22 protein-coding genes, 2 pseudogenes and 1 other annotated feature are annotated in these 26,340 nt (G+C 62.9%); of the genes and pseudogenes, 7 read left to right on the top strand and 17 right to left on the bottom strand.

Annotated elements, in window-relative coordinates; translation table 11 throughout:
- Positions 1–6 precede the first annotated feature (6 nt).
- Positions 7–1,041, top strand: a complete 1,035-nt coding sequence (locus APY03_RS21000; protein WP_068679670.1) for an Lnb N-terminal periplasmic domain-containing protein — start codon at positions 7–9, stop codon at positions 1,039–1,041.
- Complete coding sequence (locus APY03_RS20995) at positions 1,038–2,981, top strand: esterase/lipase family protein (protein ID WP_068679668.1); 1,944 nt, start codon at positions 1,038–1,040, stop codon at positions 2,979–2,981. Before APY03_RS21000 ends, APY03_RS20995 begins: the two co-directional genes overlap by 4 nt.
- A 473-nt stretch (positions 2,982–3,454) precedes the next feature.
- On the opposite strand, the gene APY03_RS20990 is transcribed toward APY03_RS20995, so the two are convergent.
- Complete coding sequence (locus APY03_RS20990; RefSeq protein WP_068679666.1) at positions 3,455–4,414, bottom strand: IS5 family transposase; 960 nt, start codon at positions 4,412–4,414, stop codon at positions 3,455–3,457.
- Between the two features lie 80 nt (positions 4,415–4,494).
- Here APY03_RS20990 and APY03_RS20985 point away from each other — a divergent pair.
- Both APY03_RS20985 and APY03_RS40460 read left to right on the top strand, forming a co-directional pair.
- Positions 4,495–6,430 (top strand): annotated as a pseudogene (locus APY03_RS20985) (tyrosine-type recombinase/integrase).
- Between the two features lie 293 nt (positions 6,431–6,723).
- On the top strand, positions 6,724–7,056 hold the full coding sequence (locus APY03_RS40460; RefSeq protein ID WP_071535186.1) for a DUF2790 domain-containing protein: 333 nt from the start codon (positions 6,724–6,726) through the stop codon (positions 7,054–7,056).
- Between the two features lie 542 nt (positions 7,057–7,598).
- Here APY03_RS40460 and APY03_RS20980 read toward each other — a convergent pair.
- Genes APY03_RS20980 through APY03_RS44240 form a run of 4 tightly spaced genes read right to left on the bottom strand, consistent with a single transcriptional unit; the run spans position 7,599 to position 10,281 of the window.
- The gene (locus APY03_RS20980) at positions 7,599–8,099 is read right to left on the bottom strand and encodes a nuclear transport factor 2 family protein (RefSeq protein ID WP_003119989.1); all 501 of its coding nucleotides are present in this window, start codon (positions 8,097–8,099) and stop codon (positions 7,599–7,601) included.
- A 37-nt stretch (positions 8,100–8,136) separates the two neighbouring features.
- Positions 8,137–9,240 (bottom strand): alkene reductase, encoded by a 1,104-nt coding sequence (locus APY03_RS20975; RefSeq protein WP_058160783.1) that lies wholly within the window; start codon positions 9,238–9,240, stop codon positions 8,137–8,139.
- 25 nt (positions 9,241–9,265) lie between these two features.
- The gene (locus APY03_RS40455) at positions 9,266–9,991 is read right to left on the bottom strand and encodes an LLM class flavin-dependent oxidoreductase (protein WP_232324358.1); all 726 of its coding nucleotides are present in this window, start codon (positions 9,989–9,991) and stop codon (positions 9,266–9,268) included.
- Positions 9,988–10,281, bottom strand: coding sequence for a hypothetical protein (locus APY03_RS44240; protein ID WP_146039373.1), 294 nt, complete (start codon positions 10,279–10,281; stop codon positions 9,988–9,990). The genes APY03_RS40455 and APY03_RS44240 overlap by 4 nt, the downstream gene beginning before the upstream one ends.
- Between APY03_RS44240 and APY03_RS20965 the strand changes: the two genes are divergently transcribed.
- Positions 10,280–11,302 (top strand): LysR family transcriptional regulator, encoded by a 1,023-nt coding sequence (locus APY03_RS20965; RefSeq protein WP_232324357.1) that lies wholly within the window; start codon positions 10,280–10,282, stop codon positions 11,300–11,302. The genes APY03_RS44240 and APY03_RS20965 overlap by 2 nt on opposite strands.
- Positions 11,303–11,432: 130 nt before the next feature.
- Here the strand turns inward: APY03_RS20965 and APY03_RS20960 are convergent, their stop codons facing one another.
- The 5 genes from APY03_RS20960 to APY03_RS20940 form a co-directional block, all read right to left on the bottom strand.
- Complete coding sequence (locus tag APY03_RS20960; protein ID WP_003121560.1) at positions 11,433–14,552, bottom strand: efflux RND transporter permease subunit; 3,120 nt, start codon at positions 14,550–14,552, stop codon at positions 11,433–11,435.
- Entirely contained in the window at positions 14,549–16,066 is a 1,518-nt protein-coding gene (locus APY03_RS20955; protein ID WP_068679881.1) for an efflux RND transporter periplasmic adaptor subunit, read from the bottom strand. Before APY03_RS20955 ends, APY03_RS20960 begins: the two co-directional genes overlap by 4 nt.
- Positions 16,067–16,081: 15 nt before the next feature.
- Positions 16,082–17,317 (bottom strand): TolC family protein, encoded by a 1,236-nt coding sequence (locus tag APY03_RS20950; RefSeq protein ID WP_003121558.1) that lies wholly within the window; start codon positions 17,315–17,317, stop codon positions 16,082–16,084.
- A 147-nt stretch (positions 17,318–17,464) separates the two neighbouring features.
- A complete protein-coding gene (locus tag APY03_RS20945) occupies positions 17,465–17,791 on the bottom strand; it encodes a hypothetical protein (protein ID WP_232312199.1) in 327 nt (108 codons plus the stop codon).
- 271 nt (positions 17,792–18,062) lie between these two features.
- Positions 18,063–18,704 (bottom strand): LysR substrate-binding domain-containing protein, encoded by a 642-nt coding sequence (locus APY03_RS20940; protein ID WP_068679879.1) that lies wholly within the window; start codon positions 18,702–18,704, stop codon positions 18,063–18,065.
- Positions 18,705–18,811: 107 nt separating this feature from the next.
- On the opposite strand from APY03_RS20940, the gene APY03_RS40450 reads away from it, so the two are divergent.
- Positions 18,812–19,117 carry a helix-turn-helix domain-containing protein gene (locus APY03_RS40450; protein WP_003097526.1) on the top strand — a complete coding sequence of 102 codons (306 nt, stop codon included), beginning with the start codon at positions 18,812–18,814 and terminating at the stop codon, positions 19,115–19,117.
- A 4-nt stretch (positions 19,118–19,121) separates the two neighbouring features.
- Here the strand turns inward: APY03_RS40450 and APY03_RS20935 are convergent, their stop codons facing one another.
- The 5 genes and pseudogenes from APY03_RS20935 to APY03_RS42600 form a co-directional block, all read right to left on the bottom strand.
- On the bottom strand, positions 19,122–19,853 hold the full coding sequence (locus APY03_RS20935; RefSeq protein WP_068679662.1) for a LysR family substrate-binding domain-containing protein: 732 nt from the start codon (positions 19,851–19,853) through the stop codon (positions 19,122–19,124).
- Between the two features lie 313 nt (positions 19,854–20,166).
- Positions 20,167–20,952, bottom strand: coding sequence for an IS21-like element helper ATPase IstB (gene istB / locus APY03_RS20930; RefSeq protein WP_068679659.1), 786 nt, complete (start codon positions 20,950–20,952; stop codon positions 20,167–20,169).
- 41 nt (positions 20,953–20,993) lie between these two features.
- Positions 20,994–22,535 carry an IS21 family transposase gene (istA, locus tag APY03_RS20925; RefSeq protein WP_068679657.1) on the bottom strand — a complete coding sequence of 514 codons (1,542 nt, stop codon included), beginning with the start codon at positions 22,533–22,535 and terminating at the stop codon, positions 20,994–20,996.
- 179 nt (positions 22,536–22,714) lie between these two features.
- Positions 22,715–22,966 (bottom strand): annotated as a pseudogene (locus APY03_RS20920) (LysR family transcriptional regulator); the annotation flags it as partial.
- Positions 22,967–23,199: 233 nt separating this feature from the next.
- Positions 23,200–23,484, bottom strand: coding sequence for a CopK family periplasmic copper-binding protein (locus APY03_RS42600; RefSeq protein WP_003090336.1), 285 nt, complete (start codon positions 23,482–23,484; stop codon positions 23,200–23,202).
- Positions 23,485–23,599: 115 nt separating this feature from the next.
- On the opposite strand from APY03_RS42600, the gene APY03_RS20905 reads away from it, so the two are divergent.
- A protein-coding gene (locus tag APY03_RS20905) for an IS3 family transposase (RefSeq protein WP_102905820.1) occupies positions 23,600–24,831 on the top strand; the annotation gives its coding sequence in 2 pieces (ribosomal slippage) (positions 23,600–23,888 and positions 23,888–24,831; 1,233 coding nt in all).
- Positions 23,878–23,994, top strand: a sequence feature (AL1L pseudoknot). It overlaps the preceding gene by 117 nt.
- A 105-nt stretch (positions 24,832–24,936) precedes the next feature.
- On the opposite strand, the gene copD is transcribed toward APY03_RS20905, so the two are convergent.
- Complete coding sequence (copD, locus tag APY03_RS20900; protein WP_068679650.1) at positions 24,937–25,863, bottom strand: copper homeostasis membrane protein CopD; 927 nt, start codon at positions 25,861–25,863, stop codon at positions 24,937–24,939.
- A 4-nt stretch (positions 25,864–25,867) separates the two neighbouring features.
- Complete coding sequence (copC, locus tag APY03_RS20895; protein ID WP_003090319.1) at positions 25,868–26,254, bottom strand: copper homeostasis periplasmic binding protein CopC; 387 nt, start codon at positions 26,252–26,254, stop codon at positions 25,868–25,870.
- Positions 26,255–26,340 lie beyond the last annotated feature (86 nt).

Genomic DNA, 26,340 nt, shown 5'->3' with positions numbered 1-26,340 from the left:
GGAGTGATGCACATAGTCCTGCGCGCCCTTGCAGGCTTGGCGATCGGCTTTGTCGTACTGCTGCTGACTGTGTGGGGTGCGCTGGCTCTGTGGCATCAGATGCCGGGACCTTCGGTGGTGCGATGGTTCGTCATTGCCATGTGGTCTACGTTGGGTGTGACCGTTGTCTTGTCGCGGGCGGGCTTGCTTGGGCGGCGCAATCGCAACATCGCCGGATTCGCATTTGTGATCGCAGCCGCCTCCCTGCTCATGTGGTGGGGGACGCTGCAGCCGTCACACCAGCGTGTATGGGCTGACGATGTCGCCCAGTTGCTGGAGGCCAGGATCGACGGCAACCATGTTCACCTGAATAATGTGCGCAACTTCCAGTGGCGCAGCGAAACCGACTACACCCCGCAGTGGGAGAGCCGCACATACGACCTGGATCGTCTGCGCAGCGCCGACTTGGTGCTTTCCTACTGGATGGGGCCGCACATCGCCCACACCCTGGTGTCGTTCGGCTTCGATGGCGGTGAACGCGTGGTGTTCTCGCTGGAAATTCGCAAGGAACGCCATGAGTCCTTCTCGGCGGTAGGAGGATTCTTCCGTCAGTTCGAGCAGATCCTGGTAGCCGCCGATGAGCGAGACATTGTGCGTACGCGCAGCAACGCGCGAGGCGAAGATGTTTATCTCTATCGCTTGCAGATGAATCAGGCGAGTGCCCGCGCGTTGTTTCTGGAGTTTCTGAACGCGGCCAATGAACTGCGGCAGAAACCGCGCTTTTACAACACGTTAACCAGTAACTGCACGACCATCGTATTCGAGCTGGCCCGGGTCATTGCGCCCGCATTGCCAATGGACTATCGCCTGCTGCTGTCTGGATATTTTGCGCGGTACGTCTACGACATGCATGGATTGACGCCTGGCTATCGTTACGATGAATTGCAGGCACTGGGGCATATCAACGAACGTGCCCTTGCTTCCGATGTGTCAGAGGATGACTTCTCGATGTCGATTCGACAAGGCGTGCCAGGCATCCCTGCCAACGAGGTGAATCCATGAGGTTCCCGCAGGCCTGCCTTCTCATTACATGCGCCGCTCTTGCTCCGCTGCTGCTGGGGGGCTGCTCGATCCTGCGCGAGTTCGGCCCAGTGGTTGAAGTTCATACGCTACCTGCCAGGGAGGCCATCGAACTCAAGCGCGGCGACATCCTGACACGTGGCAAGCTCAGCGATGCGACTGTCCAGACCATCAGGGTGGCGGCATTGGATGAGCAGGCATGCGCAAAGCCGATCTCCTCGGAGTGCGCGGAGGCCTTGGCTACCGTGACGGGGGTTGCCACGGATAGACGCCTGGCTGCACTGTCCGAACTATGGCTGGCGCAGGCTCAGGCCATGAAGCCCGGTTCAGCGCAGCAAGCCGCCTGGCTTGAGACGATTCGCTATGCCTATGCTTATCTGTTCCTTGGTGACCATACTCCGGGAGAGCGGGCCTTCGAGGATCGCCAGACCCAAGTGCGGGATTGGTATAACTATGCCGTCGAGCATGCGGCCACCGGCATGTTCGAAGTTCGGCAACAAATGCCGACGCAGTTGCCCGACCAGACCAGTTGGAACATTGCAGGCTGGGAACTGAAGCTGGATATGCGCGGCGCGCGCTTACCGGGCACTACGGCGGTGCCAGCCGAACTCCTGCCAGCCTCGTCCCTGTCTTTCCGCGGATTGCGTAGCCTCTACCGGCGCGACGGCTTTGGCGCCGAGCTTGTGGCGGTCATTCCGGACGAGTCCCTGAGCGCCGTCCCAACTCGGGGTGGTCGCCCAGCGGCAAAACATGATCAGCAACCGCTGCCCTGGAGCGAGATGCCCGCGCCGTCCATGACGGTTCTGCTGCATCCCGACGGAGACAACTTGGACAGTGTGCTGCATGCTCGTACAGCCCGTCTGACGGTGCATGACCCCTATGTGGAATCGGCCATTATGCTGCGCGGCCAACGTGTGCCGCTGGCGGCCAATTTCACGGCCGGCTATGGCGTATGGCTGGCCCGTGCCAATTTCAACCGCCAGTCGCTGCGCAGCCTGCTCGGGCGCGAGGGTGGCATCGACCGCCCGCACGTCTACTTGATGCAGCCCTACGATCCGAACAGGCGGATCATCGTCATGCTGCACGGACTGGCCAGCAGCCCTGAAGCCTGGGTGGAACTCGCCAACGAAATCCTGGGCGATGAGGCCCTGCGCCAGCATTACCAGATCTGGCAGGTCTACTACCCGACCAACATGCCAGTCGCGTTGAACCACGCCATGATTCGCAGGGCGCTCGGGGAGACGCTGACGCATTTCGACCCATCCGGCCAAGCGCCGGCGTCGTCCGACCTCGTGCTGGTGGGGCATAGCATGGGCGGGGTCATCGCGCGGTTGATGGTGTCGTCAACCGATCAATCGCTGGTGCAATTGGCTGCGGATCACAGTCGGTTGACGCCGCAGCAGATCAGGCGCATTGATCCCATGTTGCGCTTCGAGCCCTTCCCGAATGTCAGCAGTGCCATCTTCATCGCGGCGCCTCATCGGGGCACATCGGTCGCGGGTGGACGCCTGGGGCGCTGGATGGCGGGATTTATCCGCTTTCCCATTACGGTGCTCGAAGAACTCGCCCACACGCTGGTGCCCGATGCGGCTGCCAGCAGCCATGAAAGCCTGGGGCATATCCCCAATAGCGTCGACAATCTCGACGAAAACGATCCATTCGTGCGCACGGCTGCGGACTTTCCCATCTCTACCCAGGTGCGCTATCACTCGATCGTGGCCCAGGCCAATGCCGAAGTGGCCCTCGCTGATTCCGATGATGGTCTCGTGCCTTACCGCAGCGCTCATCTTCCCGGGGCGCAATCCGAGAAAATCATCATTTCAGGACACAGCGTGCAACAGAGCGCGGCGGCAGTGCTGGAAATCCAGCGCATTCTGAGAGAGGACATTGCTCTGCGGGAAGCGCATTTCATGCAGCCATAGACAACTGCCATCTGCTGTACGCAGCCGAGCTGATTTGGGCAAGCTTCTATCTTTCAGATGGGCGTAGTGCACTCCTCTGTAATGCGTAGGTCGTAGGTTCGATTCCTATTCCCCGCTCCAAATTATGATCTACAGACTTCCACTGGGGTCTGTAAGTCGCTGAAAAGAGGAGCTTCGGCTCCTTTTTTCATTCCAGCGAAAGCCACGGAAGTCCACTGACAGCCACCATTTTTGAGGCCAAAAACAAGGCCAAAGAATGCGGGTCGTGCCGGTTCCGGGTTGTTGCTGGGGTTGGATCGGGATGACAAGCAGCATCGGGCCTAAGTCCAAGACTTAGGGAAGCTCTGCGCAATGCGCTTTGAGATGTGCTGATGCAGCCCCACCCAGCCAATTCGCCGCTTCGGCCCCTTGCACGGCGGCTTTTCGGCTCCTTCGGGCCTGCTTTGCGGCAGTTTGGCCCTTTGCAGGCGCACTCATGCCTGCGCACCCATCAAAGTGCGCCGAACCATCCACAGGTTGGACAGCGCGAACAGCGTGTGCAGCTGCGCGGTGTTCTTCGCCAGCCCGCGGTAGCGCACCTTGACGTGGCCGAACTGGCGCTTGATCACCCGGAACGGGTGCTCGACCTTGGCCCGGATGCTGGCCTTGATGCGTTCGAGCTGGTCGGTCAACTCGTCGACCAAGTCGGTCTTGTCCAGCAGCTTGCGCTTGCCCGGGCGCATGGCGATGTTCCAGCGCACGCCTTCCTTGGCATCCGGTCGCTTGCCAGCTCCCTGGTAGCCGGCGTCGCCCCAGGCTTGGGTTTCCTCGCCATGCAGCAGCGTGTTGGCCTCGACCACGTCGTTGACGCTGCCGGCGGTTCCCCGCACCGTGTGCACCAGGCCCGAGTCGGCGTCCACGCCAATGTGGGCCTTCATGCCAAAGAACCATTGCTGACCCTTTTGGCTCTGCTTCATCTCAGGGTCGCGCTCGCCCGTGGCGTTCTTGGTCGAACTGGGCGCGGCGATCAGTGTGGCGTCCACCACAGTGCCGGCTCGCAGCAGCAGACCTTTGGCACCCAGCAGTTCATTGACCAGCTTCAGGATCTGCGGGGCCAGCTTGTGTTCTTCCAGCAGCCGACGAAAGCGCAGGATCGTCGTCTCGTCGGGCAGCGGCGTGTTCCAGTTCAAGCCAGCGAATTCGCGGAACAGCGGCACGTCGTGCAATGCCTCTTCCATCGCCGGATCGCTCAGCGTGAACCACTGTTGCATGAAGTGGATGCGCAGCATCGTCTCCACGGCAAAGGGCGGGCGACCGCGTCTGCCTTCCGGCGCGTACGGGGTGATCAAGGCAACGAGCGCTGCCCACGGCACCACACGCTCCATCTCCGCCAGGAACTCACGCTTGCGCGTGCGCTTGGTCGTCAGGTTCAGGCCCAGGTCGGCTTGTTTCATGGCTCAGATTTTCTTAGCGCACGGGGCTCACCAAACACGCCGGCAGCGGATTTGTGCAGACCTTCCTTAGGAGCTTGATGATGACACTCTCTGATCTGACCGTGCGGCAAGCCAAGGCCGCCGAGAAAACCTACAGCATCCCCGACACCGATGGCCTCGGCCTGGTGGTCGCCCGCACCGGCGGCAAGTCGTGGCATTTGCGCTATTACTGGCTCGGCAAGCAAAAGCGCATCTCCCTGGGGAACTACCCCGAGATCGGTTTGCGCGAAGCGCGCACCTTGCGCGACGAAGCCCGGGCGCTTCTGGCAAAGGGCGTCAACCCCCATACCGATCGGAAACAGAAGCGACACGCGGTCAAGCTTGCGGCCGACTACACCTTCAAGGCCGTCTTCGATGCGTGGGTCGAGCATCGCCGCAAGGAAATCAAGGAGGGCAGGAACAGCACGCTGTCGCAGATCCTGCGGATCTTCAACAAGGACGTGCTGCCTAGCCTCAAGCAGATGTCGATCTACGACATTCGCCGGCCCCAACTCCTGGGCGTCCTGGCGAGGATCGAGGAGCGCAAGGCGTTCACCACTGCCGAGAAGGTCCGCACCTGGCTGGGGCAGTTGTTCCGCTATGCCCTCGTCATCCGTGGAGGGGCTGGAAGCCAATCCGGCCTCCGACCTGGACGTGGTGGCCGAGCCCAAGCCCCCGGTGAACCACAACCCCTACCTGCATCTTCCGGAGCTTCCCGATTTCCTGCACAAGCTCAGGCTCTACAACCCTCGTGGTTGGCAGACCCAACTCGGCATCCGGCTGCTGTTCCTGACCGGCGTGCGTACCGGCGAGCTGCGGCTGGCGACCCCGGACCAGTTCGATCTCGACCGTGGCCTGTGGATCATCCCGCCGCAGATCGTCAAGCAACTCCAGGACGAGATGCGCAAGGCCGGCAAGCGCCCGCAGGACGTTCCGCCCTACATCGTGCCGTTGTCCGTGCAGGCCATCGAGATCGTGCGCTACCTGTTGGGTGTGATGAGGCCGGCTCAGGTCCATCTGCTCACGCACCGCAGCGAACTCAAGAAGCGCATCAGCGAGAACACCCTCAACGCGGCCTTGAAACGAATGGGCTACGAGGATCAACTGACCGGTCACGGCATCCGCGGAACCATCTCGACGGCGCTCAACGAGATCGGCTATCCCAAGATTTGGGTGGACGCGCAGCTTTCGCACTCGGACCCGAACAAGGTGAGTTCGGCCTACAACCACGCCAAGTATGTTGAGCCGCGCCGCCGGATGATGCAGGACTGGGCGGATCGTCTCGATCTGCTCGAACAGGGCCAAGTGGAAGCGGCCAGCGCGCACCTCACGATCCATATCGAGGGCGTGCCGGCCATGGCAGAGGAGGACAAGCCCAACACCATCGTCGCTGCTGCTTCTGCGGCATCCGTTCCGCCTGTGGTGGCCGAACCCATCGTCGTGACGCCAAACGACGGGGGAATCACATTCCAGCGACTGTCGCAGGTACCACCGCCCCCGACGCATGCGCCAGAGCCGGAGGTGTCAGTCATCCAGCGCGAGCGCGAGGAAATGCTGGCCATCTACGAATCGCCGAGCAGTCTGCCGGTCCCGCTGTTCGGCAAGTTGGCCGGGAAGTCCAAGGACCAGATCAACCGCGAGCTGAAGGCGGGCAAGCTGCTGTCTATCAGCTTGGGCAACCGCGGGCAACGCGTGCCCGACTGGCAGCTGGTACCCCTCAAGCACAAGCTGGCACAGGTGCTCATGAACCAGTGCCCGCATGCGGATCCGTGGGACCTGTACCGGATGCTGACCCGCCCACATCCGGACCTGGGTGATCGCGCAGCCATCGACATCGTGACACCAGGAAATTTGGGCATGGTCGTGCGGGTCATCGCGGGCACCCAGCAGCAGCCAAACAGGCCCGGACCTGACTCGTCTGTGCAAGGTATTCCAGAGGAGACTCGCCAGCGCATTCAACGGTTGCTAAATGATGCGGCAATGCTCGAAAGTGCCTGACGCTGGCCGAAGGCCAAAGATGGATGCTTTGGCCGTCGGAATTGAGCTACAGGATGCGGGCCTTTGCAGTCCACAGCGCATACGGCGCGGCGCGATGAGGCGTGCGGCCATCCTGAAGGCCACAGGCTTCTGAGCGGCTACAACCGGACTGAGTCAGCCCCTACGTCGTCCCAGAATGTAGTGGTCGTATTAGTGAGCGCGCCGCAGTAATTAGCGAGATGTAATGGGGTCGTCATCTCACTGAAATGTCTGAATTCCTAGGATTAAATCTCCTACTGAGGGAGATTTAAAAAATGAAGTTATTCAGACATTACATCATCGCACTAGCAATTATCGCTCCTGCTCCCGCCTTTGCTGACGGCTCGACGGATCGACTTTATGGTGAAACGCTGCAAGCAAATGAAGCTTCCACGCGTGCATATGCCTTGAATGCAGGAAAGAATCCGCCTCCCGTCGTCCATTATCGCTACGGAATGACGCTTGATATCGCTAAGGTCATCGGCCTTACACCCACATATGGAAAGTGCGGAATAATGCCGGCGCAGATGTCTTATGTGGACTCGAAAGGAGAAATCAACATACTCGAATATCGCACTTCGGGGAGCAGCTGTCGAAACGAGAACTGACTGTACGAGGTGCGATTTACAGTATTCAAATTGCCCTAGGCAGCGTAATTGCTCGACATCGCACGGAGTGGACGGTTTGCGCATCGCCTCAACCAACGACGACGTGCTTAGGCGCTTGTACTGCCAGCATCCAGAGCTTCTATTGCCTTACGATTGGACCACCCTGGCCGGTAATCGCTCCAGCAAACCCGCCAAGCGCCGTGGTGTTCGCGGCGAAGGCGGATTTGGCATTGAGCCGTATATCGGGTGATCGACGTCATCTAAGGGGCGCTCGGGCATGATGCGCGCTAGGACCACCTCCGCTTGCGTGCAGATGGCTCCAATCTCATGCCGCACCACGTCGGCGAGGCGGTGTATCCACGGGAGTGACTGACTCTCAAATCGCCCTATCGGTACTCAGTCCCCCTTGGCGTAAATACTGGCTCTACAGCTGAGAACAGCGTCGGTTACACGCCTGATGCGGCCAAGGACGAAATGGTATTCATGGAAAGCTCCGGTCGGCCCACACGGAGTGCAGAGCCGTGGAACTCACTGTGAATGAGTCAACTTGCTGGGTACGCCTCAGGCAGGATCAGATCCCGGCCCGGCAGTCCGCCGCCGGCCTGGCGCTCCGGCCAAAAGATGTCCAGCCGCGTACGGGTGATGAACCAGCGGCCATCAACGCGGCGGTATTCATCGGCGTAGGAGCCCAGCAAGAGCCACGGATCGCGCTCGCGCTTGCTCATGGTCTCCAGGTCGATCAGATAGCAGCGTCCCTGCGCGGTATCGGCATCGAGGAACTCGATCCAGTGGTTAGTGACCGCATGCAGGAACGGGTACGAGCCTTCGACGTCATGGTCGTAGGCTTCAAAGGCAGCCGACAGGCCAGCGCGAATCTGCTCCCGGCCCTGCCACAGGCCACGCCCCGCATCGCACAAGGCGTCCGGCGCGAACAGGGCAGCCAGTTCGTCCATGTGGTTGCCGTCCAGGTAGTGGCTGTAGCGTATGCGCAGCGAGCGTATAGCTTCAAGATCTGCCATCCGTTGAATGTCAAGGTCGATCATCGATGGTTTCCTCCAGCGAAGAGGTCGGGATGCCCGCTCAGGCGGCATCGCCTGCGTACGGGGGATAGTCGGTGTAGCCATGCTCACCGTGCAGGCCGTACAGGGTCGAACGATCGACCGCGGCCAGCGGCCAGTCGTTGGCAAGCCGCTCGACGAGATCGGGATTGGCGATGAACGGGGCCCCGAAGCCAATGAGATCGAGCACGCCGCGTTGCAGTGCCTGTTCTGCGCGCGGCTTGTCAAATCCGCCGGCGGCGATCAAGGTGCCGCGGTAAGCGTCGCGGAAAGCCTGCAAGAAATCGCCGACAGGGCTGCCGCCAATGGTGCACTGGTCGCTCAGATGGACATACGCCAGGTTCCGTTTGCTTAGCTCGTTTGCCGCAGTCAACCATGTCTGCGCTTCATCGTCGAAGGCCCGCATGTCGTTCAGGCGGCCGAACGGCGAAATCCGGACGCCGACCCGTTGCGCGCCAATCGCCTCGGCCAAGGCGTCCACCGTATCGAGCAAAAAGCGCAACCGGTTGGCGATCGAGCCACCGTAGCGATCCAGGCGCGTGTTCAGCTCGCCATTGATGAACTGCTCGAACAGGTAGCCGTTGGCTGCGTGCAGCTCAATGCCGTCGAAGCCCGCCGTGATCGCGCCCCTGGCGGCAGCCACGATGTCGCGCGTGACCCGCGGCACCTCATCCTCGGCCAAGGCGCGCGGGGCGCTTGCCGGCACCTGGCCGGCCAGGCCTTGCACGATCCAGGCGTAAGCCTGCGAATTCTCTGCTCGCCGGGCGACGGAAGACACGGGAGACGCGCCTGCCTCCTGCAGCGAGACGTGCGAGATGCGTCCAACATGCCAGAGCTGGGCGAAGATGCGGCCGCCGGCCTCGTGCACCGCGTTGGTCACCAGCCGCCAGCCCGCGACCTGCTGCTCCGTATACAAGCCAGGCGTGAACAAGTAGCCCATGCCCTCGCGCGAGACCGGAACCCCTTCGCTGACGATCAGGCCGGCCGATGCGCGCTGGCGGTAATAGGTCACCGTCGCCGCATCCGGTACGTCGTTGACCGCGCGCGCGCGCGTCATCGGTGCCATGACCATGCGGTTGGAAAGCGGCAGGCCGGCCAGGTCATAGGTTGAAAAAAGCATTTCCATGAAAGTCCTCAACATCAAGAATGGATCACTGCACTGCAGACTCGAGGGACGCCTTGCTGGCCGGCCGCACAAGCGCCTCGGCCAGTTCTTCCATGACGTCCGCATAGGGCCGTCGGCTGATCTTTGGATTGAGTGCGACATGAGCCACACCGGCATCGGCCGCGCGCCGCAGAAAGGCCGCCAGCCCATCGATGCCGCTGCGAATGCCACCGCGGATGCGCTCCAGGGGCGCGGCGGGGTTGTCCGCCAAGTCCAGAAAGCCCGCAATCCCAAGCGGCTTGCTCACGCCCTCGCCGCATGTACCTGCGACCTGTACGCGCCATTCGGCCGTCAGCGCTTCAAGCCCGTCCTCGGGCGGCGCCGGCACGATCAGCCCATCCATGTGCCGGGCCAGCCAGGTTTCGGTCTGCTGCGCGCGGCCGATCGCAATCGTCGGCAGCACCCCATGGCGCGGTTTCGGCACGAGATCGTGCGTGCCCCCTGAGCGGCCGAAACGTGGCGACTCGAAGGTCGGGAAGTCCGCCTCGGCCACCTGCTGGAACACGTCGAAAGCGTCGCGAAATCGGTCACCTCGGCTGTCGTAGTCGACACCATACAGTGGGTACTCGGCCGCCCGGTCGCCAGATGAGAGCCCCATCAGCAATCGCCCTCCCGACAACTGGTCGATGGAGGTCGCTTGCTTTGCGAGAATCTTGGGTTCGCGCAGTGGCAGCACGATGCCGGCAGTGCCGATGGCGATGCGCTCGGTCACCATGGCCAGGCTGGCCATGTACACCATTGGCTCGAAGACCTGCCCGACGTCGCCATAGCGCGGGTCGTAGAAGGGACATCGCGCAGCCACAGCGCCGCGAAGCCCAGCGCGTCCGCTCTTTGCGCCATCGCCAAATGATCGGCCATGGTCGGTGCCGGGCCCGCATGGGTCTCCAAGGGAAGGATCAGACCCACGGTCAAATGCTGCGCCTCCATCACCTGCTCGAAGATCGGGTGTCTGGCGTAGCTAAACGATCCTGCGGGCGAATTCTTTCGCAAAAGGCTGCGCATGGGTTCTCCTAGCGTCCACATGCAGATAACTGTAATCTTTGCCGTGCAATGTGATAATCACCTGCTTATTCCGATTACTAAGGAATTGGAGTCTTTAATGACTGCTGGGGTAGATCGCTTCGCGGGGATTGATGCATTCGTCTCGACAGCTCAAGCCGGCAATTTCACTGCTGCAGCGCAAGCTCTGGGCATGACGCCTTCGGGCATCGCCAAGAGCGTCGCGCGCCTGGAGGCGCGATTGGGAGTGAAGTTATTGCATCGCACGACCCGGCGAGTGAGTCTGACGCCTGAAGGTGAGGCCTATTTGGAGACCTGTCATCAGGTGATCGAGGCACTCCAGTCAACCGAGGGAGCGCTCTCGCCGATCGACCGGGCACCACGTGGCCGCGTGCACCTGCAATTGCCCGGTGCTTTTGGGCGCCGGCATGTGCTTCCTGAACTACTCGCCTTGGCAAACAAGTTTGATGGCCTCGACCTATCGGTGGCCTTCACCGAGCGCACCGTTGATCTGGTCGAAGCGGGTTACGACCTGGCCGTACGCATCGGTGACTTGGCCGACGAAGCAAATTTAGTGGCCAAACGGCTTGGCACGCAGAGGCTCGTTATCTGCGCGGCGCCGAGCTATCTGCAACGCTATGGAGCAGTTCTTACGCCCGAAGAGTTAATGCATCGGGACTGCATCACTGGTCCTCGGGGACGGCAGAGACCCACTTGGTTGCTCCGCGTCTCGGACCAGCGCGTACGTCGGCAGGAAATCTATCCGCGCCATGAGTTCAGTGATGGTGAAGCAATGCTGGCGGCGGGTCTGGCCGGCTGCGGCATCATGCAGATGCCGACATGGCTGGTGGCCGAAGATATACGGCAGGGGCGCTTGATCCCCGTGCTGCCGGACTGGGCAGGTGGTGAGATGCCTATCCATGCAGTGTGGCCGCAATCGCGTTACCTGCAGCCCAAGGTTCGGGCTGTCATAGAAATGCTGACGATTCTGTCTGAACGGCCGGGGTCAGGTTTTGTTCCCTGATATGGCTCGTCACTGCCAAGTTCTTGCGCCGGCTAAAGCGCATGTGTCGAATGGTTATTCACTTGGGGTGCCGATAGGCCGCACCGGAGACGGCAGGGCCTCGGTTATGAGACCCTGCCGCGTTGCAACGTTAGCGCGGCTTACGCATCAGCAGATAGGCAGCCGGAATCACGAACAGCGACAGCAACGGTGCGGTCACCATCCCGCCGAGCATCGGAGCTGCTATGCGGCTCATGACTTCAGAGCCCGTGCCGCTGCTCCAAACAATGGGTACCAGGCCCGCCAGGATGACCGCAACGGTCATCGCTTTTGGGCGCACGCGCAGCACCGCCCCTTCCCGGATCGCAGCTAGCAGTTCTTCTCGCGTTGGGTTGCGCCCATCGGGGCAACGTTCCGCCAAGGCCTGCTTCAAATAGATGAGCATCACCACGCCGAACTCCGCCGCCACACCTGCCAGCGCAATGAATCCCACGCCGGTGGCGATGGACAGGTTGTAATTCAGCAGGTACAGGAACCAGATGCCCCCCGTGAGCGCGAAGGGCAAGGTCGCCATGATCAAGCCCGCTTCGTCCACACGCGCGAAGGTCAGGTACAACAGAACGAAGATGATCAACAGGGTGGCAGGCACCACAACCTTCAGGCGTGCATTGGCCCGCTCCATGTATTCGAACTGCCCGGAGTAGGTGATGCTCACACCCGGCTCCAGCTTGACCTGCTGCCCGATGGCATCGCGCAGTTCGTTGGCCACCGAGGCTAGATCACGGCCGCGCACATCGACATAGACCCAACCGGAGGGCCGTGCGTTCTCGCTCTTGAGCATGGGCGGTCCATCGGTGATCGCGATGCGTGCCACGGTCCCCAACGTGATCTGCTGACCCATCGGCGTGAAGATGGGTAGTTCTGCCAGCCGTTGTGGTGAATCACGCCATTCTCGCGCGTAGCGCAGATTGATCGGAAAGCGGGCAAGCCCCTCGACCGTTTCCGAGACGTTTTCGCCACCCACCGCGCCGGCGATGACCGCCTGGACATCGGCGATGTTCAGGCCGTAGCGACCGGCGGCTACGCGGTCGATCTGAACATCCACGTAGCGCCCGCCCGTCAAGCGCTCCGCGAGTGACGACGTCACGCCGGGAATGCCCTTGGCGACCTGCTCGACCTCTGCAGCGATGCGATCGATCACGCCCAGGTCGTTGCCGGTCACCTTCACCCCGATCGGGCTCTTGATGCCGGTAGCCAGCATATCGATGCGATTGCGGATAGGGGGAATCCAGATATTGGACAGGCCCGGGATCTTCACGGCACGATCCAGCTCTTCCACGAGCTTCTCGGGCGTCATGCCTGGACGCCATTGTTCCCTGGGCTTGAGCTTAACCGTGGTCTCGAACATCTCCAGGGGCGCCGGATCGGTCGCAGTTTCGGCCCGTCCTGCCTTGCCGAACACCTTGTCCACTTCAGGTACGGTCTTGATCATGCGGTTGCTCAGCTGCAGCAACTCCGTGGCGCGCTGCGCCGAGAGTCCCGGCAGGGCCGAGGGCATGTAGAGCAGGTCCCCTTCGTCCAACCTCGGCAGAAACTCACCGCCGAGCCGCGCCAAGGGCCAGGCCGTGGTCGCCAAGGCCAGCACGGCGATCAGCAGCGTCGCCTTGGGCCGGCGCAGTACCCACTCCAGTGCTGGCCGGTAGGCTGCAATCAGGATGCGGGTGATGGGGTTCTTCTGCTCATCCGGGATACGCCCGCGAATCCAGTAGCCCATGAGTACGGGAATCAGCGTCACTGACAGCCCTGCGGCCGCGGCCATCGCGTAGGTCTTGGTGAACGCCAGCGGGCCGAACAGCCGGCCTTCCTGCGCTTCTAGGGTGAAGACCGGGATGAACGAGAGCGTGATGATGAGCAGCGAGAAGAAGAGCGCAGGACCGACTTCCTCCGCGGCCTGTGTGATCACGTCCCACCGTTCCTTGCCCTGCAGCCGTTGATCTGGGTGCGCGTGCTGCCAAGCCTCCAGCTTCTTGTGGGCGTTCTCGATCATCACCACCGCTGCATCCACCATCGCCCCCACGGCGATGGCAATCCCCCCCAGCGACATGATGTTGGCGTTGATGCCCTGGTAGCGCATGACCAAGAACGCCGTCATCACGCCCAGAGGTAGCGAGATGATGGCCACCAGCGCAGAACGAAGATGCCAAAGGAACAGTGCGCAGACCAGCGCCACCACCAGAAACTCTTCGCCTAGCTTGGTCGTGAGATTGCGAATGGCCCGCTCGATCAGCGCGCTGCGGTCGTAGGTGGTGACGATCTCGACGCCCGGCGGCAGGCTGCCCTGCAGCTCCGCGAGCTTGGCCTTGACGGCAGCGATCGTCTCCTGGGCATTCTTGCCGGAGCGCAGCACCACCACGCCGCCGGCGACCTCGCCTTCTCCGTCGAGTTCGGCAATGCCACGCCGCATCTCCGGGCCTATCTGGAGCGTCGCAACATCCCCCAGCCGCACCGGCACACCGCCGCGTGCCGTCAAGGGGATCTCCCGGAACTCGTCCAGGGTCTTGAGGTAGCCGCTCGCGCGGACCATGTACTCCGCGCCTGACAATTCCAGGACGGAGCCGCCGGTCTCCTGGTTGGCCCCCATCAGGGCATCGCGGACTTGAGCCTGACTGAGGCCATAGGACGCCAACTTGATCGGGTCGAGCACGACCTGGTACTGCTTGACCATGCCCCCCACCGATGCCACCTCGGCCACGTTGGGCAGGCTCTTGAGTTCGAACTTCAGGAACCAGTCCTGCAACGCACGCAGTTGCGCCAGATCGTTCTTGCCCGTGCGATCCACGAGCGCGTACTGGAAGATCCAGCCGACGCCTGTGGCGTCCGGACCCAGGGCCGGCTTCGCCGTGGCGGGCAATCGGCCCTGGACCTGGTTCAGGTATTCCAGTACCCGTGAGCGGGCCCAGTACAGGTCGGTTCCGTCCTCGAACAAGACATAGACGAACGAGTCGCCAAAGAACGAGAAGCCGCGCACGGTCTTGGCCCCTGGCACCGACAGCATGGTGGTGGCCAACGGGTAGGTGACCTGGTTCTCGACGATCTGCGGCGCCTGTCCTGGGTAGTTGGTGCGAATGATGACCTGCACGTCTGACAAGTCCGGCAGCGCATCCACGGGCGTGCTGCGAACGCCCCACACGCCCCATGCCGTGAGCATGGCGGTGGCCAGCAGCACCAGGAAGCGATTGGCCACCGACCATCGAATCAGCTTGGCGATCATGGCTGCACCTTTTCGATGGCGGTGATCACGTAGCCCTCACCTTGCTTGGAGAAGGTGAATCGCACCTGCTGCCGAACCGAAAGACCCGCGGCGAGCTGCGGGCTGCTCAGCTTGAAGCCCATGGTCATGGCCGGCCATTGGAGGGCTGGCACGGCCTCGTGCGCCAGCGTCAGCTCGGTGGGCGACATCTCCTCGATCACGCCGCGCACCACGAAAGCGTTGGTGGCCGCGGCCGTTGGCGACGAGGTGCCGTGCCCGTTGTGCGGCGATGCAGGCGCGGACGCCGCGGCACCTGCAGGCAGCACGCCCCGCAGGCTGGCTTCCGAATCGATCAGGAACTGCGCCGAGGCCACCACCTGCTGTCCCGCCGCGAGCCCGCCGTTGACCACCAGTTGATCGCCTACCTCCGCGCCCACCTGGACCTCCACGGGATGGAACTTGCCGGGTCCATCGACCACATAGGCCAGTGCGCGCTTGCCGGTGCGGATGACCGCTTCGCTGGGAACAAGCAGCGCGGGCTGTTCGTTGCCTTTGAGCGCGATCTGGCCGGACATGCCGGCCTTCAGGCGCTGGCCGGGATTGGCCATTTCAAGCCGCACTCGCACCGTACGGGTGTCGCGGTTGGCTTCGGGCAGGATGCTCACGATGCGCGCCTGGAGCACTTCACCGGGAAACGCCGCCAGCCGGACCTGCGCCGTTTGGCCGACCTGCAATGGTCCGCTTTGTGCTTCGGGGACGGCCGCTTCGATCCACACCGAGGCCAAGCCATTCACCCTGACCAGGCTTTCCCCGGCGGAAACCGTCATGCCCTGGCGCACCATCAGTTCGGCCACCAAGCCGCCTTGAGGTGTTGTGACCGTGTACAGCCCCTTGGGCTCGCCTGTGCGCTCCACCTGGGCGATCAGGGCTTGCGGCATGCCGAGCAGCAGCAGCCGTTGGCGGGCAGCTGCGGTCAACGGTGCGTCGCCCATCGCGCGAACCGAGAGAAACTCGCGCTGTGCGGCGATCCACTCCGGCAGCAATAGGTCAGCCAGCGGTGCCCCTGCTGCGATCACGTCGCCCGCAGCCCGTGCGTAGACACGCTCGACGAAGCCAGCGGTCCGCGCCTGCACGATGCTGACGTCGCGGTCGTTGAGCAGCACGGTGCCCACGACGTTCACATCTGCACCGATCTTGCCATGCAGGACTTCGGCTGTACGCAGCCCTAGGGCTTGCACCGCTTGCGCCGACACGCTGAGGCCCGTGCTGTCTTGCGTGTCTTCATCCGCGTACTTCGGCATCAACGGCATGTCCATGTAGGGCGACTTGCCGGGCTTGTCGAACTTCTGGGTCGGCACCATCGGGTCGTACCAATACAGCACCTTGCGCTCGGTCGGAGCGCTTGCAACGGTGACGTTGGCAGCGGGGGAGCCGCTGAGGTGGCCGGCGCGCCATTGGGCGACGCCCCATCCAACGGCAATACCGGCAGCAACCAGCGTCAAGCCGGTAAGGATGTTTCTCGAAGAGGTATTCATGGCGAGGGTCTCCACTCAGTCCGCGATCAGGCTGTTCAGTCGGGCGACGAGGCTGTCGCGCTGCGCTCCAAGGTCGATCAGACGCATGCGCGTCTCCAGCACCTGGGCGCGTGCACTGAGCACAGCGCTCAGGTCCCCCTTGGCGGATCGGTAGTTGCTCAATGCAAGTGCCGCTCGGTTCCGTACCAGTTGCAAGCCGGCGGTCTGCAGGCGGTCGATCTGGCTGTTCAACGCTTGGAGTTCGGCGGCGCTGTCGTCCAGCTCCTGCAAATGCCGCCGCGCCACGTCTTCGCGTTCGGCGTCCAGACGTTCCAACTCGTGCCGTTTTGCCTCGATCATGGGCACTTGGCGTCGATCCTTCTGCCAAGGCAGATCGAATGTCACCTGAAATGACACCATGTCGCCCCATCGGCGATCACGCCGGCTATAGGCTATCTCCCAGGCCCAATCGCCGCGGGTCTCTGATTGGGCTTCGCGGGACTCGGCCCGGGCCATGCTTTGCATCGCCGGATAGAGTTCAAGCTCCGCGTGATTCGCCAGTTCTGTGCGCAGTTGCGCGACGGGGCGAGTGAGCGGGCCTGGATCGCCTTGCAGTGCTTCGTCGGCCCTGGAGCCCACCCAGCGCCGCAACGCGGCCCTGGCCTTGGCCCGGTCCCGCTGTAGATCGTCACGGCGGTCCGTGAGTGTCAGCGCCTCCTGTTGCGCGACCAACAGATCGCCAGCCTGGGCGGTGCCGCCGGCGACGCGAGCGGGGAGACTGTCTTGCAGGCGCTGGTTCTCCGCGAGCAGTTCCGTCAGCAGTATCTCCCGTTGCTCCACCGCCTGCGCGGCGATCCACGCCAGGCTGAGTTCCTGGCGGATCTGCAATCGCTGCAAAACCAGCGCCGCGCGTTCTCGATCCACACGCGCCTGCGCGCTGGCGACCTGGGCGTCGCGCTTGGCCCTGTTGGGCACTTCCTGCATGAGCGCCAAGCGCTGCATCGTCATGGATTCGCGCGTCATGCTCCAGCGATCCATGCCGCTGATGGGGTAGTTTTCGATGCCGAGCGAGAGCTTGGGGTCGGGCAGCGAGCCTGCTGCCTTCTGCACGGATTCGGCGACGTTAACCTGCAACTGCTGCGCGCTTATGCGTGGGCTCTGCTGCTCCGCGATAAGGCGTGCCTCAGCAAAATCGAGGGCGTAGGCTACAGGCGAGACAAGCGCACTGCCCGCCAACGCGATGCTGATAGCTTTCAGACGATGCACTCGCATCGAGGCCGGCGTTGTGCCTCGGCCGTACGCCGACGGGCGCCCCTCGGGGGCGCCAAAAAAGGGAGTAAACATGGTTGTCCTCGGAATTGGTATTCACGAAATCACGTGGTCTGCCGCATCGGTGCGCGGCGAGCACGGACACATAAATCAATTCCGCAGGACTTGGAACGTGAGGTAGATCGGCGGAAAGCCCGCGCGGGGATTGGGAGGAATGTAGGTAACGTGCCGCCTGAGGGCTACCCGGTCGAGAACCAACCCGGGCAGCGAGTTGGCGAGCCACATCACGTGCGCCGCGAGAAACTGAATGTCCAGCCCCTGCCATGAAAGCGCCGACTCCCGATCGCCACTGCAATGAGCGTGGCACAACTGTGGCGCTTCGCTGTCCATGGAATCAGGCATGCCGGTGCAATCCGACATTGGCAACTTGTCAGCCTGCTGCATCGAGATCGTGGCACGCATTTGCGTGGTTTCCACAGATGCCCTCGGGTCTGGCTTGGGACAGACGTACATCGCCATCGCAACCTGCGAGAAAAGCAAGGTTACGACTAGGCCGCTGGTAATCCAGCGGCTCCATCTTGCGAGAAGGCGCCTTAAGCCGATCATGCGGACATACTATTGGAAGTTGTAGGGAGTTGAATTGATCAAGGTCAGTTTCCAGGATGAATTGATGCGTCTGGACGGCGCCTTGGCCCGAACCGGCACCCGCTGCAAATCCACCGGCAAGGGCGGGCACCGCACGTGGTTGTCATGCTTTACGCGCCTCGGCAACTCGCAAGGCTCTAAGCTCAAATCGATCAGCTACAAGATTCGTCTGTCCCGAGAGTCGCTGCAGGTGCGTAATGACCTCGTAGGGGCCATCGGCTATTGGGCGCGTGCAGATTCCGCACTGGCTAGCGGTTTCAATGCGTGATCGCGAGGAAATCCCTACGCCATATCCAGCTGCGACCCAGAGCAATAACATCTCAAAAGAACTGACATGCTGGACATTCGGCCTTTCCGTTGATGACATGGAGGACAGGTACTGGTCCAGCGAAAGAGAATATTCGGCCTTCCATCGAAACACGGAGTGCTCCTTAAGTTCGTCTATTCTGATTGACTGCTGCCGGAGCAGTGGGTATCGCAGCGGCGTGGCAAGAGCTGTCGCCTCGAACCAAATAGAAAGACTCTTCAGCGAAGAATCGCTCACCTGCTTCAGAGAAAGGCCGACGTCGAAGCGCCGTTTGTAGAGGCCCGTAATGAGATCGCTCGCCGTAACCTCATTAAATTCCATAGAAACTTCGGGCTCCTCCGCGCGCTGCAGGGCAAGCAATGCAGCTAGGTACGAAGAGGCCACACCAGGCGCTATGGCGAGCCTGAGCTGTGGGCGTGGGCTGGTGGCGTCGTGCATGAGAGGCCCCAAGAAGCGATAAGACAAGGATGGAAAGTCTTCATGATAGCTAGTTTGAGTTAAACTTAACGTGGTTAAATTGTTTGGACTGTTCGACGCTTCCAAGGATGGAGAAGCGAACTGTCCGACGAGGCCGTCCCCCAGGAACTACCACTTTCGACGCCGAGCCAGCGTTGGCATTCGGAGCGGCCGTTCGTGTCGCCCGCCTGACGCAAGGTGTTGCTCAGGAAGAACTGGCTGCGAAAGCAGGGATCGAGCGATCGCACATGGGCAAAATAGAGCGTGGGGAGCACATGCCCACTCTCGCTCTGATCTTAAGAATCGCCGCCGGACTCAAGCTCAGTGCTGCGGAACTCGTCAGCGCAGCCGAACGCAATCTTCGTGCCGCGGCGCACGATTCAGATAGGCATTGACGCTTTAGTCATCCGGAGGTCCTCGCAGACGTTCGATGAAGCGATCCAGCGAAACCGATGAGTTGCTGCTTTCTGGCCGAAGCAGATAGGTTGTGATTACCGCCGTGTCCTGCGCCAGAGGGCGAATCACCACGTCCGGCCTCTGGCTGATGGGAATCTTGGTCGCCGTCATGAAACCAATCCCATAGCCTGCGCCGACGAGCGTTAGCATCATGTCCAGCGACGACACTTCTTCGACAACGTTGAGTCTGTGTTCCAGAACCTGTAGCAGCCGATTTAGTTCTCGGCAGTAGCCTTCGCAGGCCAGTTTGTCGCACAGAACCAGTGGGTGACCCTGAAGTTCGTTCAGCGGAACTTGCTTGTGCGCAAGAAGCGAGTGCCGCGCTGGCACGGCGATCACAATCGGGTCTCGCCAGATCGGTTCAGCCACGATGCCTTCGCCAACATCCGCCGCGTGTGCAAATCCGATCGTGAAGTCGCCAGACCGTAGGCCCCGTATCTGCTCGGTCAGCGGTACCTCGGAGAGACGTATCTCGACCTCGGGCTCTTCCGCGCGGCAACGAGCTAGGAACGCCGATAGTCGTGGGTCCATCGCACCATCGGAAATTGCAATGCGCAGGCTGCCCCTCAGGCCCGCGGCAATGGCTCTGGCATTCTCACGCGCTTGCTCCAGGACAGTGAAGAGTGCGCATTCCACTGATCGCGGACACCCATTCCAAACGATGGCGGGCAGCATTCCGCGCTGATCGCGGGCAGCGTTCCGCGTGATGGCGGGCAGCCGCTTGTGGCCCGGAGTGACGGGCGCGATGGTAGTGCAGGTGCCCGTGATCGGCGTGGAACGCGGGGGTTGCCGGTTATCCACGCGGCGCGCAGCGCCGGGTGGGTAACCGGTGCGCCGAAGGCGATGAAGACGCTTCGATGAGGTGCTCGGCAGCCTTGTCCACGGCGGCGGTTGGCGCTTGCGACGAACCGACCGCCGCGGTGGGCAAGGCGGAGCAGGCGGTGCACATGGCTGGCATGCCACGGCCTGCTGCGCGACAGCGCAGGTATCAGCCGCCCTGGCTGATGTCCCCGGCCATGGCGGCTTCGGTGACGCCGACGGCGTTGGCGCGGCTGCGCCGCATGGACTCGCCCTTGAGCGCGATCTTGTGCGCGCCGTGCACCACGCGGTCAAGGATCGCATCGGCCAGCGTGGGCTCGCCCAGCCAGGCGTGCCAGGCCGCCGGCGGCAACTGGCTGGTGATGATGGTGGCCCGGGTGCCCACGCGGTCGTCCAGCAACTCCAGCAGATCGCCCCGTTCATGCGCGGCAATCGGCGTCAGCGCGAAGTCGTCCAGCACCAGCAGTTGCAGCCGCGCCAGTTGGCCGAGCCGGCGCTTGAAGCTGCCGTCGCCATGGGCCACGTGCAGCTCCTCCAGCAGCCGCGCGGTGCGCGTGTACAGCACGGCGTGGCCGGCGCGTGCGGCCTGGCGCGCCAGCGCGCAGGCCAGCCACGTCTTGCCGCAGCCGGTGGCCCCGGTGAGCAGCACGCTGCGGCCCTCGCGCACCCAGCCGACGCCGGCCAGCTCGGCCATCAGCGCACGGCTCAGGCCACGCGAGGCGCGCCAGTCGATGTCCTGCAGGCAGGCGCCCGAGATCTTGAGCTGCGCGGCCTTGAGCAGCCGGGCCAGCCGCTTGTCGTCGCGCCAGTCGATCTCGCGCTGCACCAGCAGCGCCAAGCGGGCGTGGAAGTCCAGGTCGGCCGCGGCGTGCGCGGTCGCAGGGTCTTGCAGCGCGGCCACCAGGCCGTCCAGGCGCAGGCTGCGCAGTTGATCCAGGGTGTGTTGGGCCAGCATGGTGTGTGTTCCTTCGGTAGGCATGGCGTTCGTGATGGGGGTCAGTGGTAGTAGTCCGGGCCGCGCACGTTCTCGTGCGTGGGCATGGCGGGCAGATCGAGCTGAGCCGGCGTGCCATGACGGTCCAGGCCCGAGGCCAGGATGGAGCTGATGCTCTTGTAGTGCGGCGCACGGATCGACAGCGCCCGGGCGCAGGCCGCCTCCAGCCGCTGGACTCCGTACTCGCGGCCCAGGCGCATCAGGCCCAGGCAGGCGCGGTAGCCCTGCTCGGGGTGCGGGCGGTGCTCCAGCTGCCAGCGCACCACGGCCGCGCAGGCCTCGCCGATACGCTGGCCCCAACCGAGCAGCTTGGCCGGGCTCCACTGGGCATGCGCGCGGTGCGAGGCGGGCATGTGTTCGGCCGTGGTGCTGTGGCCCCCGCGCCGGCCGCTCAGTACATGGGCAGCGACGCGCTGGGTCTTGTGCAGCGCCTCCAGCGTCTGGTCCGTGATGCGCAGCTCCACCTGCTCGCCCACCAGGCGGTGCGGCACGCTGTAGTAGTGCCCTTCGTACTCCACGTGGTAGTCGATGTTCACGCGCGCTTGTCTGAAGCGCGCCACCTGCATCGGCGCGGCCGGCAGCGACGACAGGGCCGCGCGCTCCATCTGCTCGAAGGCGCTGCGCCGGCTGCCGGGCAGCTTCTTGAAGGGGCGCTCGTTGAGCTGCGTGAGCAGCGGCACGATGGCCCGGTTGAGCTCGCCCAGGTTGATGAAGCGGCGCTCGCGCAGCCGCGCCAGGATCCAGCGCTCCACGACCTGCACGCCGACTTCCACCTTGGCTTTGTCCTTCGGGTGCGCCGGGCGCGCCGGCAGGATCGCGACACCGTAGTGATCGCCCAGTTCGGCCAGCAGCCGGTGGGCCGTGGGCTCGTAGCGGTCGGGCCGGGCCATCAACGCGCGTGGCTGGTCGGGCACCAGCAGGCGCGGCACGCCGCCGATGTACTCCAGCGCCGCGATGATCGAGCGCACCCAGTCCTCGGCCTGCTGCGTGCGCGTGGCGCAGGCGTAGGTGAGGTTGGAGGCGCCCAGCACGGCCACGAAGATCTGCGCGCGGGTGATCTCCCCACTGAAGATGTCCACCAGCTCCACGGTCTGGCCGGCGTAGTCCACGAACAGCCGCTCGCCGGCCTTGTGCACCTGGCGCATGGAGCGCTTCAGGCTGCGCGCGAAGGCGGCGTATTTGTCGCAGAAGGCGCTGTACTTGTAGGCGCGGCCATCGTGGGCGAGCTGGTACTCCTCCCACAGCAGCTGCAGCGTGACGCCAGGGCGTTTGAGCTGCTGGTGGACCTGTGCCCATTCGGGCTCCAGGTGGCGGGCGCTGCGGGCCACGGGGGCGGGGTGCAGCCGCGCGTGCAGGGCGTCGTCGTCCAGCTCGCGGGCCTGCGCCCAGGGCAGGCCTGCGGCGCGGGCGCGGCTGGCGATGTCGCTCACGCAGCTCTTGCTCACGCCAGCGGCGCGGGCTGCCTCGCGCTGGCTCAAGTCGGCCTCGTGCAGCAGTTGGAGAACTCTTCTGATCTTGCTCATGGGTACCTTCGGTGTGGGCATCGCCTCGCTCTCGCTTCGTTCAACACAAAGCGCGCGAGGCTATGCCCGGTTGCGATAGGTCACCCCGGGCCGCGGCAGCTGCCCGCGATCAGAATGGAATCGTGCCCGCCATCGCTTGGAACGCTGCCCGTGATCGCGTGGACTGCTGCCCGCGATCAGATGGAACGCTGCCCGCCATCAGCCTGGAAAGGTGCCCGCGATGGCGTGGAATACGCAAAGAGTCGGCGGGTGTCCTGCAAGAATGCCGCCCCCGCCACGGTCAGCCGTGTGCCCCTGCGGTCGCGGTCAAACAGCGTGACCCCAAGCTCATCTTCCAATTCCTTGATCGCGCGAGACAAGGGGGGTTGCTCTATATGCAGCCTCTCGGCCGCCCGCGTGAAATGCAACTCCTCTGCCAAGACGACAAAGCATCGTAGATGACGCAACTCCATAAATCGGGCTCCTCGCAAGTTCTCATTCGCGCCAGATGTCCCGTGGACGAATCACGGTGGACGGGGAGGCTGGATCCATTTCAGGGAAGTTGATGCGCTTGACATCGCAAAAACTGGCACCTTGAGCGCTCGTGGTTGCTCGTGACGCGTCCCAAGCGCGCGCGCGCCCAATCGGGGCGCGCGTCTCTGTCACACTGTGCAGAAGCTTTGATAAGCACCGCACATCCGCGGCGTCATCCGCCGTGCTCTTTTTGTAGCAGCGACCCGAGGCGAGCGACTTCATTGCTGGTGATCGCGATGTTGCGCCCATCCTTCGTCGACACCGAAGCTCCGACATTGAGATAGACGGCGCGCCCGAAGCGGCTTTCCTGTGCCATCTTTCCGTCCTTGAAGATGTACAGCGTTCCCCCGTCAGCCAAGGGAACCATTTCCTTGGCTGCTTGGGCTGCTGCATGACCGGCGAAGGCTGGCACGGAGAGAGCGCTCAACAGGGCGGCAATGACAATTTGCGATTTCATGATCGACTCCTTTGTAAAAACGACGACAACTTGCGCCGCGTCGTTAAATGTAGAAGCAGGCGGTCTGAACCGCCCCGGCTTTCGCGGAGGCTCAACACTCTGAGAGGATTGAGCCATGAGCAAGTCGAACAAGTTCTCGCCGGAGGTGCGCGAGCGCGCGGTGCGGATGGTGCTGGAGCAGCGCGGGGAGTACCCGTCGCTGTGGGCGGCCATCGAGTCCATCGCCCCCAAGATTGGCTGCGTGCCGCAGACCTTGAACGAATGGGTCAAGCGCGCCGAGGTCGATGCTGGCGCGCGCGAAGGCGTGACGAGCAACGAGACGCAGCGGATGAAGGAACTGGAGCGCGAGAACAAGGAGCTGCGCCGTGCCAACGAGATACTGAAGCTGGCCAGCGCGTTTTTCGCCCAGGCGGAGCTCGACCGCCGCTTGAAGTCGTGAGAGCCTTCATCGACCAGCACCGCAAGGCCTTCGGGGTCGAGCCGCTCTGCAAGGTTCTGCAGGTTGCCCCGTCGGCCTATCGGCGCCATGCCGCGCTGCTGCGCGACCCCAGCAGACGCTGTGCTCGCGCCAAACGCGACGAGATGCTGATGCCGCAGATTCAGCGCGTCTGGCAGGCCAACATGCAGGTCTACGGTGCTGACAAGGTGTGGAGACAACTGGCGCGCGAAGGCATCGTCGTGGCCCGCTGCACGGTCGAGCGGTTGATGCGCTGCATGGGCTTGCGCGGCGTGATGCGCGGCAAGGTTGTGCGCACCACCATCGGCGATGCCAAGGCTCCGTGCCCGCTGGACCGGGTCAATCGGCAGTTCCGTGCCGAGCGGCCGAACCAGCTGTGGGTCAGCGACTTCACGTACGTTCCCACCTGGCAGGGCTGGTTGTACGTGGCCTTCGTCATCGACGTGTTCGCCCGGCGCATCGTGGGCTGGCGGGTGAGCAGTTCGATGCGCACGGACCTCGTGCTCGATGCGCTGGAGCAGGCCCTGTACGCCCGTCAGCCCGAGCGCGATGGCAGCCTGGTCTGTCACTCGGACAGGGGCTCGCAATACGTCAGCATCCGCTACACCGAGCGGCTGGCCGAGGCCGGCATCGAACCGTCAGTGGGCAGCAAGGGCGACAGCTACGACAACGCGCTGGCCGAGACCATCAATGGCCTGTACAAAGCCGAGCTGATTCACCGCCGGGCGCCCTGGAAAACTAGGGAGGCCGTCGAGTTCGCCACGCTCGAATGGGTCTCCTGGTTCAACCACCAACGCCTGCTCGAACCCATCGGCTACATCCCGCCAGCCGAGGCCGAGGCAAACTACTACCGGCAACTCGCCAGTCAGACCACCGCGGTGGCGGGCTGACTTAAACCAAACAGCCTCCGCGGAAACCGGGGCGGTTCAGTCTACAGAGCGCTTACCCGTGCATTACATTCAGTTCATGTGCTGTCATCTGCCGCCCATGAAGGACTAGGTTCCAGTGGGAGACAAGATGCCAAGCCATGCAACGCTCGCCAGAACCAAAACGGCCAAGGTCGCCTCCGTGAACAGACTCTGCCTAAGCTTGATGACTGCCTGTGCGCGATTGCCTGCCTTCAAAGCTGCCTCCAGGCTCGGGCTCAACCGATACCGATTGGCAGCAGCCAACGCCAGCATGCCTGCGAAAAGCAAGAGCTTTACCATCAGCAGCCGGCCATACAGCGTCGAGATGAGCGGATCAAACGATGGTCCGGCGATCAACAGGTAATTGAGAATTCCACTCACGACGAGTGCAGCCACGATCGCTGTACCTATGCGAGCAAAGCCATTCGACGTCCGACTGAGGACCGCTACCGGGTCTTGCGCGACATCCTGCTTGTGGGATGCCAGCATCAAGAACGCCACCAATGCGCCCACCCAAGCGCCCGCTGCCCAGAGGTGCGTGATATCCGACGCAAGATGGATGTAGCCGCGAACGCCGTCGTCCATCGCGCCGTGGCCTGCCCACGCAAGGGTCGCCAGCGCCACGCCGGTGGAGAGCGCCATCACTGCAAATCGCAAGGTAGCGTTCAATTTCAACATTGCGACGAGCACACACACCAACAGCGCGAGGAGGCGAATGCACCAGGCGATGCCCATGTGCGTGCCCGTAATGAGCATGTCGAAGACGTGCGTTGACAGCTCCGCGTAGCTCTGGGCACCGGACATGGCCTTGGCCATGACCGTCATGCCCCACATCGACAGGGCAATGCCGATGGCAGCGGATGCGCCAATGAGGACGCGATAGCGGCGCGAGATCGTCGAGGATCGCTCGTCGTTGCCCAAAGCATAGAGACCGAACATGGCGACGCCAAACGCCGCCGCCAGGTCCAGATACAGCGCCAGGCGCAGGACGATGGTCAACCAATCCCCGGCCATGGGCTTACTTCACCTTGAAGGTGACGTTACCCGTGATCGGATGCGTGTCCGAGGAGACGGCACGCCATTCGACGCGATAGTCACCGGGCTGGAGCGCCTGTGCCGGCGTGATGACCATGGTCTTGCCGTCGCCGGCAGCCGCGACGCTGGCGTTGATCTTCATCGGGCCATGGCTCGCCATTCCCGGCATGCCAGTCATGACAAGGCTCGCGGCGGAGAACTGCGGCACCAGCGTCTCGGAGAACTTCAGTTCGATGGTGGCTGGCGCAGAAACCTGCGACTTGTCGGCCGGCGTTGAAGACACCAGCGAAGGATGCGCGAATGCGGCGGTGGCGAACAGACCAGCAGCGATCGGCGCGACGAGCTTGGCGATGAAATGTGAACGGGTCATAGAAGTTTCTACCTGGATGTGTGAGGTGGGGTTTAAGAACGAAATGCCGAGATAAGGCTTGCACCTTTGCAACGGCGTGGAACGAA

Source organism: Variovorax sp. WDL1, from assembly GCF_001541225.1.
Lineage (GTDB): Bacteria > Pseudomonadota > Gammaproteobacteria > Burkholderiales > Burkholderiaceae_C > Variovorax.
The sequence above is the reverse complement of the archived record's forward strand: the minus strand, read 5'-3'. Positions and strand labels throughout refer to the sequence as shown.